Source organism: Acinetobacter sp. C32I (assembly GCF_023702715.1).
In the GTDB taxonomy this organism is placed as follows: Bacteria; Pseudomonadota; Gammaproteobacteria; order Pseudomonadales; family Moraxellaceae; genus Acinetobacter.
In genome coordinates this window covers 1829226-1847430 of sequence record NZ_CP098480.1, presented here as the reverse complement: position 1 = coordinate 1847430, position 18205 = coordinate 1829226, and the positions used below count along the sequence as shown (strand labels likewise).

Below are 18205 nucleotides of genomic sequence, written 5' to 3'. Positions count from 1 at the left end.
ATGCGTGTTGATGGTAAAAATGAAGGCCCTCGCCAATCCATGTCATGGTTACATACATGGACAAGCCTGCTCTTGGGATGGCTGCTTTACGCCGTTTTTCTGACGGGCACGCTCAGTTTTTTCCAAAATGAAATTACGGTGTGGATGAAACCTGAATTGCATCAGTCTGTGAATAATACTTCTCAGCAGCAACAATTGGGTTATGCACTACAGTATTTGCAGCAAAACGGGCAGCCTGCTGAAAGCTGGAATATCCGTTTTGCCAATGAACGCCAACCCGCGATTATGCTGAATATCCGTAAGCTGGGTGAAGGTCGCCGTCGTGGGGGGGAAATCTATTTAGATGCGCAAACGGGCCAAGAGATTAAAGCGCGTGAAACTCGGGGTGGTGGTTTCTTGTATCGCTTCCATTTTGAACTCTATGGCATGCCACGTATTTGGGGGCGTTGGATTGTTGGTATCGCAACCTTATTCATGTTTGTCGCGATTATCAGCGGTATTATCACTCATAAAAAGATTTTCAAAGATTTCTTTACTTTCCGTCCAGCCAAAGGGCAGCGTTCGTGGCTCGATGCGCATAATGCAACGGCTGTGTTTGCTTTACCTTTTCATATCATGATCACCTTTAGTGGTTTGCTGCTGTTAATGTTCATGTTTATGCCTTGGGCGATGAACAGCCATTATGGAAACGGTCAGAATTTCTATCAAATGCTGAATGAACCTGTTGCTAAAACACCTGAGCAAGCACGGTTATTGGCAGAGCAAAAACAAAAAGAAGCTGCAGAGGAAGGTCGTAGTAATCGAGGTGGTGGCCGTCGTGGTGAAGCTGAACAGGTAGCGCCTGTGCTTGCAGCAGCACCGATGGTGAATTTAGTCGCATTGAGTCATTACGTTCAACAAAGTTGGGAAGATAACCCGATTGCTTCAATTCGCGTGAATAAACCGAATACCGTTGAAGCAGACGTTCAATTTAACGCAACACATACGACAACATTGCTTGATCGAGAAAGCATTCCTTCAATGAAGTTTAATGCGGTGACAGGACAACTGATTGATGAAGCCAAGCCTGTTAACTCGGCATCAAAAGCCATTTATACCTTAGTGACATGGTTGCATATGGCACGTGGTGTGGATTCAGTGTTGCGTTGGTTGCTATTTTTATCGGGCATATTAGGCACCATGATGGTGGCTTCTGGTCTGATCTTGTGGGTGGTGAAACGTATTCCAGATGTACAGAAATTGGGTTATAAGCCTTTTGGTCATCGTCTGGTTGAAGTTCTGAATATTACTGCAATTACAGGCCTACCAATTGCTTGCGCAGCTTATTTTATTGCCAATCGTTTTATCCCCGCTCAATTGGCTGAACGCTCTCCGTTAGAGATTAATGTGTTCTTTATCGCATGGCTTGTGTGTTTAATTCATGCGGCTATTCGGGCGCATCGTCCCGCATGGTTGGAGCAACTGGCTTTAGCCGCTGTACTGTTCCTGTTTATGCCAATCCTAAACTTCTTAACAGGTGGGCAGGCGCTGTGGATGAGTATTTATCATGGACAATGGATGATCGCCAGTTTTGATCTAGTGTGCATGATTTTGGGTCTGATTTTTATCTATTCTTATTACAAGTTAAAGCGTTACCAAGGTTTAGCGGTGAAGCAGAAAAAACAGCCTAAGGTTCAAGCTGAACAGGAGCAAGCATAATGGCAGCATTGATGTTGTGGTGTGTTGCTGTGGTGGCGTTATCAGCACTTGCCTGTGGGATGAGTAAGCATCAGCGCGATATTTTTAGTGCTCAGATTTCAGCGCAAAATAGTCGACGTTTTGAAATTGTAGGCTGGGTGATGCTACTTCTCTCTGCGTTGGTCATGATTTATTTTAAAGGTGCTTCGGTCGGTTTATCTGAGTGGTTGGGTTGTATGAGCTTTGCTGCTTTGGCAGTGGGGTTGTTATTGACGTATCACCCTAAAAAACTATGGCAAGCAAATGTGATCGTGACTGTTGTATTTGGGCTACTGCTGATTGTGACCTTGATTTAAGATTTGCTTGTATTGAAGTGACATAAAAAGAGGAAACGGATGTTTCCTCTTTTTATTTTGGTTATGAATTGATTTTCAGAGCTTTAGTAACTTGCTTTTAAAGTCAAAAGGAAGTTACGTGGTTCGCCATAAAAATTACCATAACCTGGATAGCCGATTGTACTGTAATAGGTTTTGTCAAAAATATTGTTTAAGTTAAGTGCGATATTCCATTGCGGATTAATGTCATAAGCGACACGAGCTGACCAAATAGCATAATTAGGTTGAACCAGCTCAATACTTTTCCAAGCACCATCAAACTTTTGTGTTACTGGATTAAACTCTCTGACTGATCCTGCTGCATAGTTTTTACTTTGAGCAATTACACCGCCGCCTATTTCTAAGCCATCGACAATTTGATCAAGCTGATAGGTTGTCCAAATTTTTAACAGATTTTTAGGGGTGTAGCTATTATATGGATTTTCAGTATTATCCTTTTTCTCGTTTTTATTGTAGGTATAACCTACAGATAAATTCCAGTCAGGGCTAATATTGCCATTCAGTTCAACATCAACGCCTTTACTTTCCATAGAACCTGTACCGATATAACAGCAAAGTGAGTTGCTGTTTGGAATGCTGGTATAGGTGTTATACACTTTTTCCTTTTCTTTTTTGATATCGAAATAAGCAATGGATGCAAGCAAGTTTGTATTAATTTGATGCTTGATACCAAATTCAATATTTCGCCCTGTTAATGGTTCGAGTCCTGGGCCATCGGCTGCTGTTAAATAGTTACGCTGATTTTTATAAATTTCTGCAAAGCTTACATAGGCTGTAGTAGAAGGCAAAATATCATAGGTAATTCCATAATAAGGAACAAATTTTTTGTCTTCTGTATAGGTGTTTTCAATATTGCTATTGTGGTTATTGATGGTTAACTCATCTTTAAAGGTGTAGCGGCCACCAAGAATGAGGGCTAAATCATCAACAGGACGTAATTTTAAAGAACCATAAAGTGCAGATTTATTATTCTTGTTGGTCGTATTGGTTGCCCAAGAGAGCGCAGGGTAGTCCCATTCTGGTGGTGCAACGCGATTAAATGCATCGCCATCAGCATAATAGGTCCAATTTAGTCGATAATCTTTTTGGTTGTTACTATGATCAATACCTAAAATCAGATCATGCTTTTGTTCAAATAAATTAAAGCTGCCTTGTAGGTTTAAATCCATTGTTGTTTCTTTAAAGCGTGTATCATCCTGATAGCGCCACCATTGGCTTTGGTGAGTGTCATAACTGACAGCACCTTCCATTTCAGCGCTGTTAATCGCATCATTACCAATGTTGTGACGTACATTCAGTTGTGTTTTCCAGTCATCATTAATTTGGTGTTGAAGATTGGCGAAGAAGGATGTGTTTTTACGTTCGATCCATCCCCAAGGTGCTCCCATCGTTGTACTGCGAGGTAAATGCAGATCTGCGCCATCTTCCCAACGAGGTAAGCTGGCATTAAAAGCATCTACTTTATCTTTTTGATAACTCACACCCGTAAACAATGTTGTTTCGGGTAATAAGTCAAAGCTTAATGCACCGTAGACCATTTCACGGCGGCTTTGTGTTGGTTTGTAGAAGAAGTCTCGATCTTGAAAAACAGTGACCAAACGTCCCTTAACACTTTGATCTTCTGTTAAAGAACCTGTCGCATCAAATTCACCACGATAATTATTCCAGCTACCTGCTGAAATTGATCCATTGATTTCGGTTTCTGCTTTTGGTCGTTTAGAGGTGAGATTAATCACACCGCCAGCTTCACCAGCACCGAATAAACCATCTGCACCACGCAACACCTCAACTGCGTCATATTGTGCCATATCAGCACTGTTACTTCGATCTTCTAGACTTGAAGTACTGCCACCGTCATAACGGATATTTTCAATCTTTAGACCACGTGCACTATAGTTATTATTTAACCAGAGCTGTTCGCGTGTTACACCTGTTGTTTGTACCATGACATCATCAAGGGTTTTTAGGCCTTGCTCATCAAGACGCTGACGAGACATAACTGTTACAGATTGTGGTACGTCTTTAATATTCTGAGCTTGCTTGCCAACATTTGTCATATTTTGGCTGGCAGCTTTGATCGAAATTGTTGGAAGCTGTGTTGAATTGCTTTCTTGCTGAGCGTTGTTATTTTTAGCTTGATCTGCTCGTGTGTGAATCGCTTCTAATTGAACCACTTTCGGTTCAACCGCTGCTACAGTTGCTTTGGCTTGAATGCTGTATCCCGCATTGGCAACTTTAATGGCTTCAAATGCATGGGGTTTAAGCAAAGTCTCTAAAGCAGTTTCTACTGAATAATTCCCTTTGAGTGAAGTGCTTTTTACTTTTGCAAGTGTAGTCGAGTCATAACTGATGGTGGTACCTGTTTGAATGGCGAGTTGCTTCAATGCCTGATCAAGTGTGGTTGAGCTAATCGAAATCTGATAAACATTGGCAGCATAAGCAGAGGTTGTTGCAATGCTGGCAATACTGAGTGGCATGCCCCATAAAATGGCGCGTACAGCCAACGCCAAGGTAGTTTTCGCCTGATAATCCTTCATGTGGTCTTCTCAACTGGGAGTGTATTTCTCTATAAGTCGGATCAGATTGAAAAAAGGATCATGTTTTTATCTTTTTTTTATTTTTAATACATAAGGACTGTAATAACTCAACTCAAGTTGGTGGGTATAGGCCAGCGTTTCTAAGCTTTGTTGAGGATTCTTTAATGAAAACACGCCTGAGACACGAAGGTCTTTTAACGCTGGTTCAATGAAATAAGTACCTTTTTTATAACGATATAGCTCACCAATGACTTTTTCTAGCGGCCATTGTTCTACCACCAGTAATTGTTGAGTCCAATAGGGCTGCTCATTGTTTAGTGGGAGTGGTTTAGAGATTTGTTGGCGGTCGAAATATGCACGTTGACCTTGCTGTAAAATCTGCCGTTGCCCAGAATCCTGCGGCTGTAAAGCAACAGCATGTTGATAGACTTTGACTCGAGTTTGATCATGATGCTCTTGTCTTACCGTAAACTGAGTACCCAAGGCTTCAATCGCACCATCTTTGGTCTTTACCATAAATGGACGATGTTGCGGATCTTTGGCGGTTTGGATATAAATTTCACCTTCGATCAGTTGAATCTGTCGAGTCTGTTCGGAGAAATTCACGTTGATATAACTGTCACTGGCCAAGATCAAGGTTGAACCATCTTGCAGTGCAATAGTTTTAATTTCACCAACTTCGGTATGATCATCAGATTGCCATTTTGCCCAAGGCAATAAATACATTCCGCAACTGATAACCATCAATCCTGACAGGCTAAACAGCATATTTCGTTTTGTGCTCAGATTAAATTTTTGCTTGGACTGGACTAAAGAATCTGAGGGAAAGTGGTTGGATAAACCTGTTAAGCCATGTGTAAATCTAGTGATGTGCTGAATGGCCAAGGCATGTTCTTGTTTTTCTGCTTGCCATTGTTGAAATTGTTGCTGCTCTAACTCAGTCATTTCACCTGAATGTAATAGCACCAGCCAATCTGCGGCTTGGTCCAATACATGATCAGGGATTTTAGGGGCTTGAGACATAGCAGCAAAGCAAATTCAGCAATTAATCGGTCTGATTATAAAGACTTATACAGGCCAAGAAAGCCTGTTTCATATCTCTTTTGACTGTTGCCTCTGAAATATCCAGTTTTTCACTAATCGCACGATAGGTCAGCCCATCCAATTGCGATAATAAAAACACCTGTGCAGTACGTTGAGGCAGTTTTTCCAGCATCAAATGCACTTGATAAAGTGTTTCACGAATACAGACTTCATGTTCAGCAGAGGGGTAATATTCTTCTGGCAGTTGTGCAAGCGCATCTAAGTATAGATGTTCTACATGCTGATGCCGCCAATAATCAATAATCACATGTTTGGCGATGCCCATTAACCATGCCTGAGGTTCTTTAATCTTTTCAAAGCAATAGTCACTTTTTAAGGCACGATAGAATACTTCATGACTCAAGTCTTCCGATTGATGGTGGTGCTGTAGTTTGTGCTTAAACCAAGACAACAGCGAGCTTTGCTGGGTTTGATAAACGTGGCTAAACCATAACTGTTTTTCTACATTCAGGTTCATAGCAAGGAGTCCACAAATGAGCAGGGAGATGCACAATTAAAGGCGGATGGAAAAAATACTTTCAAATAGTAATGATAATTGTTATTAATATCAATAAAATTGTATACATACTTTTACAGAAAAAATTGAGCTGATTTTGATTTTCGTTCGACTAAACCAATGTAGGGGAACATTTTTTGTTTTCTTCATCTCCCATATTTCTAATGAATTTTGTTTGATTAAGTAGAGCATGCCATGAGTGAACAACAGATTGATTTAAAACTACAACAGCATTCTCGATCAAATAAAATCAAATGGTTGATTGCATTGACGGTGCTTTTATTGCTCGTGGCATGGGGTTGGAATTATTGGAAAAAATCCCAAGCCAATAAACAGGAATCGTTTAGCCAATGGAGTAAACCTGTGCCTGTGCGTGTGGTCGGGGTACAACGTGGTGATTTGCAATTACAAATTAAGGCCATTGGTACAGTGGTACCAGCCAATACTGTGAATGTTCAAAGTCAGGTGTCAGGTGTACTGCAAAAGCTGTATTTCCAAGAGGGACAATACATCAAGAAAGGGCAGTTGTTGGCACAAATTGATCCGACCCCATTTCAGGTCACATTGGCACAAGCACAGGGGACACAGCAACAAAATTTAGCACAGTTGCAAAATGCACAAACTGAATTGAATCGTTATCAGTTGCTGTATAAGCAAGACTCGATTGCCAAGCAACAGGTCGACCAACAACAAGCCCTAGTCAATCAGCTCAAGGGACAGATGCAAGCCAATCAGGCACAGGTCGATGCGGCAAAGTTGCAACTGTCTTATACCAAAATATATGCGCCGATAGATGGTCGTGTTGGCTTTCGCTTAAAAGATGCGGGTAATTTAATCCAAGCCAATGAAGCAACAGGTTTATTGAGTATTACTCAAATCCATCCTGTGTATATTCAGTTTGCAGTGGCTGAAAATTATTTAGACACGGTACGCCAAGCCACAAAAAATAAAGAAAGCATTCAGGTGAGTGCTTGGGATCGTGCAGAACAAAAACAATTGGCCACAGGTTCAGTTCAGGCACTGGATAATCAGATTGATCTGAATACGGGCACACTCAAAGTAAAAGCCGTTTTTGCCAATCTCGATGATGCTTTATTCCCCAATCAATTTGTCAATGTTCGATTAAATGCCAAGACCTTGCAAAATGCAGTGCATTTACCGAGTGATGCCATTCAACATGGGGCAAAAGGCACTTATGTTTATATTGTGAATAAAGAAGATAAAGCCGAAGTTCGTATGTTAAAGCTAGGTGCAGTTTCACAAGGACAGACCGAGATCATTGAGGGTTTACAAGGCAATGAGCGTGTTGTTTTAGAGGGGATTGATCGACTTTCAGAAGGACAAGAAGTACAAATCATTCAGAATGATGTTTCTAAGCCACTACCAGCAAAAACAGTAGCTGGATAAGCGTATGAATATTTCCAGATTCTTTATTTTACGACCCGTCGCCACCACTTTATTGATGTTGGCACTGTTTTTTAGTGGCCTACTGGTTTGGCGTTTATTACCCGTATCGGCATTGCCACAAGTCGATTATCCGATTATTCAGATATACACCTTTCAGCCAGGTGCAAATCCAGACACGGTACAGCGAACCATTAGCTCACCTTTAGAACGAGAAATGGGCAAAATTGCAGGTTTGAAGCAAATGTCTTCGAATAGTTCGGTTGGGGCATCGGTGATCACCCTGCAATTTGAGTTAACTGCCGAGCTGGGCATTGTCGAGCAAGAAGTACAGTCGGCATTAAGTACCGCAAGTAGTAAATTGCCCAATGATTTACCCACACCGCCAATCTATCGCAAAGTGAATCCTGCCGATGTGCCCGTGATTACTTTGGCGATTAGTTCTGACAGTTTGCCACTGACCACAGTCTATGACATGGTCGATACCCGAGTGGCGCAAAAACTGTCGCAACTTTCAGGCGTGGGAATGGTCAGTCTTGCAGGCGGGCAACGTCCTGCGATCCGCGTGCAGATGAATCCAGCTGCTTTGGCAGCGTTTAAGCTCAGTGCCGAAGATGTACGTACGGCTATTTCTGCTGCCAATGCTAATCAACCAAAAGGGAGTTTTGATGGGCCTTTTCGATCGACAATGCTCGATGCCAATGATCAGATGCGTTCGATTGCCGATTATGAAAACCTGATTTTACGTTGGAATAATGGCGCACCGATTCGTTTAAAAGATGTTGCACAAGTACTTGAGGGTAGTGAAGATCGCTATATGGCTGCATGGGCGGACAGCCAATCGGCTATTTTGGTAAATATCCAGCGTCAGCCTAATGCCAATGTGATTGAGGTGGCTGATCAGATCAAAAAAATACTGCCTGAGTTACAACAGAATCTACCCGACAATGTTCGTATTCGCGTCCTCACTGACCGAACAGAAAGTATTCGTAGCTCGATTAAAGATGTACAAAAAGAATTGGTCTTCGCCGTGTGTTTGGTGGTGTTGGTCACCTTCTTATTTTTACGTAATTTTGCTGCGACCCTGATTCCGAGTATCGCCGTACCGCTATCGATTATTGGTACGTTTGTATTGATGTATTTTCTTGGCTTCTCGGTGAATAACCTGACTTTAATGGCCTTAACCATCGCAACGGGATTTGTGGTGGATGATGCTATCGTCATGCTCGAAAATATTGCACGACACCGCGAGTCTGGTGAAAGCATGTTGCAAGCGGCATTGAAAGGTTCCAAAGAAATTGGCTTTACCCTGATTTCATTGACGATTTCCTTGATTGCAGTTTTGATTCCTTTGCTTTTTATGGGCGATGTGGTTGGGCGATTGTTCCATGAGTTTGCTGTGACACTGGCTGCTGCAATTGCACTTTCATTGCTCGTTTCGCTGACTTTAACCCCCATGATGTGTGCCTATTTACTGAAAGATGCACCCAAGCATGCACAGCAACCGAGTCGATGGAGTCTGGATCGTGTCATTCAGCACTATGCCAAGTTGTTGCAATGGGTACTTCGACACCAAGTACTGACCTTGATGGTGATGTTGGCAACAGTGCTATTGGCAGGACTGCTGTATTGGTCGATTCCCAAAGGCTTTTTCCCTGTACAGGACAATAGTGTGATTCAGGTGGTGACGGAAGCCCCTGACCAGATTTCATTTCAAGCCATGAGTGAACGCCAACAGGCTTTGGCCGAAGTGATTTTAAAAGATCCTGCGGTTGCCAGCTTATCTTCCTTTATTGGTGTGGATGCCAATAATCCGAAGTTAAGCAATGGGCGTATTTTGGTGAATTTAAAAGCGCATGCCGAACGTGCACCTGCTGCGGAAGTGATGACACGACTGAATGAAAATTTTGCACAGGTACATGGCATTAAAGGTTGGATGCAACCCGTACAAGAACTCAGTATAGAAGACAAAATTAGCCGCACCCAATATCAACTCAGTGTGACTGCACACAAAAATCAATTGGTTGAGGAGTGGACGCCTAAACTGGTTCAGGCCTTGCGTCAGCAGGCTGCATTTGCAGAAGTAACCAGTGAGGATGCAGGGCAAGGTTTACAAGCCTATATTGGGGTCAATCGAGATGCGGCTGCGCGTTTAGGTCTAACCCTTGAAGACATTAGTTTGGCTTTGCAGAATTTATTTGCGCAGCGGCAAATTGCAACTTTATATACACAGTCTAATCAGTACCGCATTGTTTTAGAGTTAGACCCAAAACTCACCCAAGGGATTGAGGCCTTAAACCAAACCTATATTCACAACAACCAAGGACAGCCAATTTTATTGAGCTCTGTCGCCACGATTGTCGAAAAACATGCGCCGATTCTTTTACAGCAACAGTCGCAATTTCCTGCCGTTGGGATTTCTTTTAATTTAGCCAAGGGGGTGTCTTTAGGCGAAGCGATTAATGCAATTGAGCAGGTTAAACAAAGTCTTGAGCTACCGCCAGAGCTACAGGTTCAACTGCAAGGCGCAGCAGCAGCTTTTGAAAACTCACAGCAACATACCTTTTGGTTGGTGATTGCCGCGATTGTGACCATGTATATTGTGCTCGGCATGCTGTATGAAAGCTTTATCCATCCTGTGACCATTCTTTCAACCTTACCTTCTGCCGCGATAGGCGCATTACTAGCCTTGTTCATGGTGGGCCAGCCGTTGGACATGATTGCACTGATCGGGATTATTTTATTGATTGGTTTGGTCAAGAAAAACGGTATCATGATGGTGGATTTTGCACTTGCGGCACAACGTCATCAGGGCTTGTCGGCTGAGCAAGCCATTTATCAGGCTGCTTTATTACGGTTCCGTCCAATTTTGATGACCACACTTGCAGCGGTAGTGGGTGCAATTCCGCTGATGCTGGCTTCGGGTTCTGGGGCTGAACTTCGTCAGCCACTCGGGTTGGTGATGGTCGGTGGTCTATTGGTCAGTCAGGTGCTCACCTTATTTACCACACCCGTGGTATATCTGTTTTTTGATCGCCTGCAAGCCAAGCAACCCGATGCAAACCTACTTTCAGATCAGACAGGAGCATCGCAATGACGTTGCTGTCTGTGTTTGTGCAACGTCCAGTGGCCAGTGTGCTGTTGGGGATTGCGATTGTTTTACTCGGTATATTGGCCTATTTGCGTTTGCCTGTTGCGGCATTGCCACAAGCAGATATTCCGACCATTGTGGTGCGTGCCAATCTGCCCGGTGCCAGTCCAGAAAGTATGTCTGCAACAGTAGCAACCCCGTTGGAACGTGCCATGATGGGGGTATCTGGGGTTAAAGCGATTAATTCATCCAGTAATCAAAGTTCGACACAGGTGGTGTTACATTTTGATTTAAATACCGATATTAACGAAGCGGCGCGTGAAGTTCAGGCCGCCATCAATGCGGCGATGTCACAGCTACCTGCGGGCATGCCGAGTCCGCCTGAGTATTTTAAAATCAATCCGAGTCAAAGTCCGATTTTTTATTTGGCACTCAGCTCAAAACAACTTTCAGCGGCAAAGCTATACGAAATTGCCTCCAATCAATTACAACCGAATTTGGCCCAAATCAGTGGGGTCGGTGAAGTGGCAATTGATGGGGCTTCCATGCCTGCCGTGCGTATCACTATCAATCCAACGGCTTTAGTTTCAACGGGCATTTCTCTCGAACAGGTGCGACAGGCTGTCGCGAAAAGTAATGTGGTGCAGGCATTGGGCGTGGTGGAGCAACAGCAATTACGCTGGCAAGTGGCACTTTCTACAGAATTAAAGACCGCCCAAGATTTTACCGATCTGGTCATCCGACATACCGATCAAGGCATTGTTCGCTTAAAAGATATTGCAGAAGTACATGATTCGGTTGAAAACCGCTATGTCAGTGGTTTTCACAATGGACAGCCTGCGGTGATTTTAAAGATTAGCCGACAGCCAAATGCCAATACTGTGGCGACCATTGATCTGATTAAAGCCAAATTGCCCGTTCTAACAGAACTGATGCCACGTGATGCGCAATTAACTGTGGTGATGGATGGCTCGACTATTGTCCGTAACAGTTTAGAGGAAGCAAGGGATACCTTGTTTTTATCCATGTTGCTGGTGGTCATCGTTGTGGTGCTGATGTTGGGGCGGCTGCAAAGTGCGGTGATTCCTGCAATGGCATTACTGGTCACTTTAATTGGCGTATGTAGTCTGATTTATTTGGCTGGCTTTTCACTGAATAACCTGTCGATTATGGCGATCATCGTGGCGATTGGCTTGGTGGTGGATGATGCCATTGTGGTACTCGAAAATATTGAACGCTATATCGAACAAGGCGATTCACCTGCACAAGCAGCGGTAAAAGGCATCCAAGAGGTTGGCTTTACATTGATTGCCATGAACCTGGCATTGATGGTGATTTTCCTCTCGGTCTTGTTTATGGGCGGTGTGATTGAACGCTTGTTTAGAGAGTTTTCATTGACCTTGGTCTTTGTGGTGTTGCTCTCGGTTTTTGTTTCCTTGATCTTAACCCCCAGCTTATCAGCACGCTGTTTAAAACCTCTATCTCTTAATACCCCTCCACGACTGTATCGTTATAGCCATGATCTGATTCAGGGCTTGACCCAATCTTATATTCGCTCTCTGCATTGGGTACTCAAACATGCTTATCTGATTGTGGTGCTGTGGCTGGCGGCAATCATTGCTTCAGTTTATCTCTACAATTTATTGCCTAAACGTGTTTTGCCTGAACAAGACACAGGGCGAGTTGGTGCCTTTATTCGTGGCGATGATGGTTTTTCTTTTCAGATTATGCAGCCGAAAATTGCTGCATTTAACCAAGCCTTACTCAAAGATCCTGCGGTGCAGGATGTGGTCGGTACTTCAGGTGGCGGTGGTGGCATGACCAACTCATTTTTGATGGTCAGTCTCAAGCCAAAAGCTGAACGTGACGGTTTAAGCTCCAAACAGGTGGTCGAGCGTTTAAAGAAAAATGTACCTTGGCAGGCAGGGGCAGTGTTCTCAGCAGATGTCGAACAAGATTTGGAATTGGATGATCCTTTTTCCAGTGGTAATGCCCAAGAATATTTGCTGTTACTGCAATCTGACAATGTGAGCTTATTACGTGAATGGGCACCCAAAGTGGCCGAGGCCATGCGTAAACTGCCTGAGTTTGAAGAGGTGGAAACACAGGGTGATGAAGGCGCGCAGCATGTTACTTTGGATATTGACCGTGAAGCTGCAAAACGATTGGGCATTGATATTGAAAGTATTTCCAGTGTGCTCAATAACTCCTTTTCGCAACGGCAGATTTCCACAATTTATGATCGCAATGATCAGTTCTATGTGGTGATGGAAGTTGACCAACGTTTTACCGAACATCCAGAAGCCTTGGCGGATGTGAAAGTGCCAAATCAACAAGGGATCTATGTGCCCTTAAGCAATTTTGCTACGTGGAGTTATGGCATTAGCAATGATCGGGTTTATCGCCGTAATCAATTTGCCGCAATGGGGGTGGGTTATGTGGTTAAGAAAGGCTATAGCTATGAACAAGCCGATGCTGCGATCCGTCAGGTCTTGCCAAAGATCATGCTGCCAAAAGAAATCTTTGTAATGACAGATCGCGATGTTGAAACTGAAAGCCTACAGGCAGGTTTGAGTACGCCTGCTTTGATTGCGGCTGTGATCGTGCTGATTTTTATTGTCTTGGGGATCAATTATGAAAGTATTGTGCATCCTTTTACTATTTTATCCACTATTCCAACGGCGGCTTTGGGGGCTTTACTCAGCTTATGGCTGTTTCAGATTCCGTTTAGTCTGATTGCCTTGTTAGGCATCTTTTTGCTAATCGGGATTGTGGTGAAAAATGCGATCTTGCTGATTGATTTTACTTTGCAGCAACGACGCCAAGGTCACACCGATTTAGACAGCATTATTGCTGCGGCAACATTGCGTTTTAGACCGATTTTAATGACCAATACCGCAGCTTTATTGGGTGCGATTCCTTTGGCACTCGGTTGGGGAGAAGGCTCGGAAATGCGGCAACCACTTGGGATTGCCATTGTTGGCGGATTGGCACTGGGGCAATTATTAACCTTATATACCACCCCAGTGATGTATCTCATATTTGAAAAATTTGCTCAATTCCTGAATCGCTTCAAACTGCGATTAAATATCTTGCGTTGGAGTAAATAGGAAGTCGCTATGAAAAAAACAGTTTTTACACTTTCTATCGGTATCGCAGTGACGATGCTGCTCACGGCATGTCAGTCCAGTACTTTTAAGCCAGCAGCCTATCAGCAGCCTGTGATTCAGAGTGCTGCACAATATAAATATGCAGATTTGCAGTGGATTGAAGCTTCCAAGATAGCAGCGACACCGCAGCAATGGTGGGAGATGTATCAGGATCCGATCTTATCCAAGCTGATACAGCAATTGGATCAGGACAACTTGAGCATCCAACAGGCCCAAGCTAAGTATCGCCATGCTATGGCATTGTTGGATGGACAACGTGCCAATGCACTTCCGAGCATCAGCATGGGCGGCAATGCCAATCAAACCGAAAATAAAAACGTTGGCAAGAGTCGTCAATTCGGTGCCAATGTTGCAGTGAGTTGGATCCCTGATCTTTGGGGGAGAGTTGCAAAAGCGGTGGAAGGGCAACAGGCCAACTTGCAAGCATCTACTGCAGATTTAGCTGCCATTCAGCTGAGTCAGCAACTGCTCGCAGCAGAGGCCTATTGGAGCATTCGCTTATTCGACGCCAAACTGGATGTGTTAAATCAGACCCAGCAAAGTGATCAACGATCTGTGCGTATTTTACAGCAGCAATACCAAGCAGGCATGATTGCACGGGCTGATGTGATTCAGGCGGAGACCCAACTTAAACAAGTCGGGTTGCAACTGTTAGAGCTACAACGTAGTCGTGATTTGCAAGAAAATGTGTTGGCAGTCTTAGTTGGACGTAATGTGGCGGACTTTAATTTAAATAAAAATCGCTATCAATTTAGTACCCCTCAAATCCCGACCCAAATTCCAAGTCGGTTGTTGGCACAACGTCCCGATGTGATTCGTAGCGAACGGGAATTGGCAATGACACATGCGCAATTAGGCTTAGCACAAACCGCATGGCTACCTGATTTGACTATCAGCTTGGATAGCAGTGCCAATAGTCAGGTTTTCCATACTTTATTGCAGTCACCCAATACCGCATGGTCAATGGGTGCAAAAGTCTTAGGCACGTTGTTTGATGGGGGAAAACGAAAGGCTGATATTCAACAAGCTCAAGCCAATTACGATGAAAAGCTTGCTGCCTATAAACATTCAGTTTTAACAGGCTGGAAAGAGGTGGAAGATGGTTTGCTGCAAGCAGGTCATTTCCAGCAGCAGATCGTAGCACAACAGCAACTGCTTAAGTTGTCGATTGAAAATGAACGGGTTGCCAAGCAGCGTTATCAAGCAGGTTTGGTCAGTTATCTAGAAGTCGCGACAGCACAGAATCTGCGTTTGAGTGCAGAAGAACGTTTATTGGAATTACAGCAGTTGCATCTCAAAAATTCAGCGCAATTGGTGGCTGCATTGGGTGGTGGGATGAATTCTTTGTCTTAAATTGAGTTGGTTGAGCAAGAGTTGCGGTGATCTAATGTCGGTTTCATAGATACTAGTTCACCGTCGTAATAAGCAGCTTGCCTCAGTTATTTTTTGCCGAGAGCCTTTAAAAGAATAGGGATTGATGATTTTATTTTTGGATTTTTGAGGGAAAGGATTCCAATTTTTTAGAGCGGTATTCTGTTTAGCTCATGATTTTTATTTTTCAGTATCATCTGAATGCCTTTGTGTAAATTTTAGTAGTTAATCAAGCAAATAGCACTTCGATATGTAGAATAAAAAATAGCCGTTTTTATTAAAGAAAGACGTTCATCATAAATTAATTCAGATCTTTCTTATTTCATCTTCATCCCAATCTGAGATAACGGAGCAAATATGATTGTATTATTGATATTGCTTGGCCTATTGATTCAGTTAGTTGTGGTATGGGCTGTTTTTTATTTTGAAGCCAATCGAACTGTTGGCTGTGTTGTTTCCATTGTCGCCGCCATTCTCTGTAGTATGTTGATAACACCGTGGAGTCTGTTACTGGGCATCCCGATTATTCTTGCGAGTGTAATTGTTTTGATTGCACCTTTGCGTGATGCTTTGCTGAGTCGACCTGCGTTTAATATTCTCTCAAAAGCAATGCCGAGTATGAGTGTCACGGAAAGAGAAGCTTTGGAAGCGGGGACCAGTTGGTGGGAAAAAGAACTGTTTATGGGGGCGCCTGATTGGGAAAAGTTTGATCAATATCCTTATCCAACCTTATCTGCAGAAGAACAAGCATTTTTAGATCATGAAGTACAACAGCTCTGTTCCATGTTAGATGAATGGCAGATTCATCATCAAGAAAAAGACCTACCGCCAGAGGTTTGGCAATTTATTAAAGACAACGGCTTTTTAGGTTTGATTATTCCGAAATCATTTGGCGGTAAGCAATTTACACCGTTTGCACAAAGTCGCATTATGAGCAAAATTGCGTCTCGTTCCTTAACTGCTGCAGTCAGTTGTATGGTACCAAATTCGCTTGGGCCAGGTGAGTTACTGCTGCACTATGGGACTGAAGAGCAAAAGCAACGCTATTTACCCGGATTGGCAAAAGGGACAGAAGTGCCTTGTTTTGGTTTGACCAGCCCTGAAGCTGGGTCAGATGCAGGGGCGATTCCTGATACAGGAGTGGTCTGTTATGGGCAGTACCAAGGCCATGAAGTACTCGGTTTAAAAATGAATTTCTCCAAGCGCTGGATTACGCTGGCACCGATTGCCACCGTGATTGGTCTGGCGTTTAAGCTCTATGATCCAGAAGGTTTGCTTGGTGATAAAAGCAAAGTGGAATATGGCATTACCTGTGCCTTGATTCCTGCTGACCATGAAGGTATTCAGATTGGCCCTCGACATAATCCAGGCGCACCGTTTATGAATGGTACGGTTGAGGGCAGTGATGTCTTTATTCCATTGGACTGGATTATTGGTGGCCAGCAAAATGCAGGTAAAGGTTGGCGTATGCTGATGGAGTGCCTAGGCGTGGGTCGAGGTATTTCACTGCCTGCTTTGGCAACGGCTGGAGGAGAAATGAGCTACCTGTTGGTCGGTGCATTTGCCAGTGTGCGTCAACAATTCAAAATCTCGGTTGGGCATTTTGAAGGGGTACAAGAGGCGACCAGTGATATCGCCAGTGATGCCTATATGTTGGAGTCGTTTCGCTATTTAGTCACCTGTGGTTTAAACGAAGGCGGAACGCCAGCGGTGATGACCGCAATGGCCAAATACTATGCCACTGAAACCATGCGCAAAGTGGTCAATCATGGCATGGACGTGGTCGGTGGGCGAGCGATTCAATTAGGTCCACGTAACTTCCTTGCACTGACTTATCAATCTATTCCTGTGGCGATTACGGTAGAAGGGGCCAATATTCTGACTCGTTCATTGATGATTTTTGGTCAAGGCTCAATGCGTTGTCACCCTTATTTATTCGAAGAATTACAGTTATTGCAATCGGAAGATAAGGCATCTGCTTTCAAAACTTTTTCTCCTTTACTATTTAAACATTTGGCTTATACCTTTAATCGTGCGGCGAGAGCAGCGGCATATTCGATTACCGGTGGTTCAGATCAAGGCTCTCAACAAGCAGACGATTTTTCCAAAGCGTATTACAGCAAGATCAACCGTTTCAGTGCCGATTTTGCATTGACGGCAGATATGGCACTTGGAATTTTAGCCGGTGATTTAAAACGTAAAGAAATGCTGTCTGGTCGGTTGGCTGATATCCATGCGAATTTATTTATTGCTACGGCAATTTTGAAATACTATGAGCATGGTCAAAGAACTGAGGCCGAACGAAAACATGCAGAATTGGCCCTCAATAAAGCCTTATATCAAGTGCAAGAAGCGTTCTTTGGCTTCTATGAGAATTTCCCAATGAAGCTTGCTGCGTGTATGGTCAAATTGCTGTGCTTCCCATTTGGTCGTCCAATTGCAGCACCATCGGATCAGTTGAAGCAAGAGGTGGCTCAGCTAATCATGCAAGAACATGCATTCAGAGATCAGTTGAAGCAACATGTTTATTACAACACCGATGCTAACGATGTGATGGGACGTATGGAATCTGCTTTTCAGGCTTTACTACAGCTACAACCGTTGTGGAATAAGTTTAAAAAGGCGGAGTCGAAAGATCAGTTTAGTGGTTTGACCTTTGAGCAACATATTGCTGATGCGATTGAGACAGGTTTCATTACAACTGCTGAGGCAGAGTCACTTGTACAATACAACGCCAAACGTTATGACAGTATGCTGACCGATATTTTTGATGCACATTTAGACAAGGAACTGCCACTGGATAATCCGCATCTTAAAACCTGATTGTTTTTAGTATTTTCAAATTAAGATCGAACAGTCCTGAATATATTGATGATGCTATTGTCCATGTTTTAATAATATTTGGGACTGTTTTCATAACAGTTCTAATTTTTCCAAGCTTATCTGTTATATTTTTTTTA

The 18205-nt window shown here is 43.3% G+C and carries 10 protein-coding genes; 7 read left to right on the top strand and 3 right to left on the bottom strand.

Going from position 1 to position 18205, the window contains the following annotated elements:
• On the top strand, positions 1-1698 hold the full coding sequence (locus NDN13_RS08935; protein ID WP_251117982.1) for a PepSY-associated TM helix domain-containing protein: 1698 nt from the start codon (positions 1-3) through the stop codon (positions 1696-1698).
• On the top strand, positions 1698-2033 hold the full coding sequence (locus NDN13_RS08930) for a DUF3325 domain-containing protein (RefSeq protein WP_251117981.1): 336 nt from the start codon (positions 1698-1700) through the stop codon (positions 2031-2033). Before NDN13_RS08935 ends, NDN13_RS08930 begins: the two co-directional genes overlap by 1 nt.
• A gap of 83 nt (positions 2034-2116) precedes the next feature.
• Here the strand turns inward: NDN13_RS08930 and NDN13_RS08925 are convergent, their stop codons facing one another.
• The 3 genes from NDN13_RS08925 to NDN13_RS08915 all read right to left on the bottom strand — a co-directional run bounded on the left by NDN13_RS08925 (position 2117) and on the right by NDN13_RS08915 (position 6170).
• Entirely contained in the window at positions 2117-4609 is a 2493-nt protein-coding gene (locus NDN13_RS08925; RefSeq protein WP_251117980.1) for a TonB-dependent siderophore receptor, read from the bottom strand.
• A 66-nt stretch (positions 4610-4675) separates the two neighbouring features.
• Positions 4676-5632: a FecR family protein gene (locus tag NDN13_RS08920; RefSeq protein WP_251117979.1), complete on the bottom strand. Its 957-nt coding sequence runs from the start codon at positions 5630-5632 to the stop codon at positions 4676-4678.
• Positions 5633-5654: 22 nt separating this feature from the next.
• A complete protein-coding gene (locus NDN13_RS08915) occupies positions 5655-6170 on the bottom strand; it encodes a sigma-70 family RNA polymerase sigma factor (protein ID WP_251117978.1) in 516 nt (171 codons plus the stop codon).
• A gap of 234 nt (positions 6171-6404) precedes the next feature.
• On the opposite strand from NDN13_RS08915, the gene NDN13_RS08910 reads away from it, so the two are divergent.
• The 5 genes from NDN13_RS08910 to NDN13_RS08890 all read left to right on the top strand — a co-directional run bounded on the left by NDN13_RS08910 (position 6405) and on the right by NDN13_RS08890 (position 18068).
• Entirely contained in the window at positions 6405-7616 is a 1212-nt protein-coding gene (locus tag NDN13_RS08910) for an efflux RND transporter periplasmic adaptor subunit (protein ID WP_251117977.1), read from the top strand.
• Between the two features lie 4 nt (positions 7617-7620).
• Complete coding sequence (locus tag NDN13_RS08905; protein WP_251117976.1) at positions 7621-10710, top strand: multidrug efflux RND transporter permease subunit; 3090 nt, start codon at positions 7621-7623, stop codon at positions 10708-10710.
• Positions 10707-13814 (top strand): efflux RND transporter permease subunit, encoded by a 3108-nt coding sequence (locus NDN13_RS08900; protein WP_251117975.1) that lies wholly within the window; start codon positions 10707-10709, stop codon positions 13812-13814. Before NDN13_RS08905 ends, NDN13_RS08900 begins: the two co-directional genes overlap by 4 nt.
• 9 nt (positions 13815-13823) lie before the next feature.
• Positions 13824-15227, top strand: coding sequence for an efflux transporter outer membrane subunit (locus tag NDN13_RS08895; RefSeq protein WP_251117974.1), 1404 nt, complete (start codon positions 13824-13826; stop codon positions 15225-15227).
• Positions 15228-15602: 375 nt separating this feature from the next.
• On the top strand, positions 15603-18068 hold the full coding sequence (locus NDN13_RS08890) for an acyl-CoA dehydrogenase (RefSeq protein WP_251117973.1): 2466 nt from the start codon (positions 15603-15605) through the stop codon (positions 18066-18068).
• Positions 18069-18205: the final 137 nt, after the last annotated feature.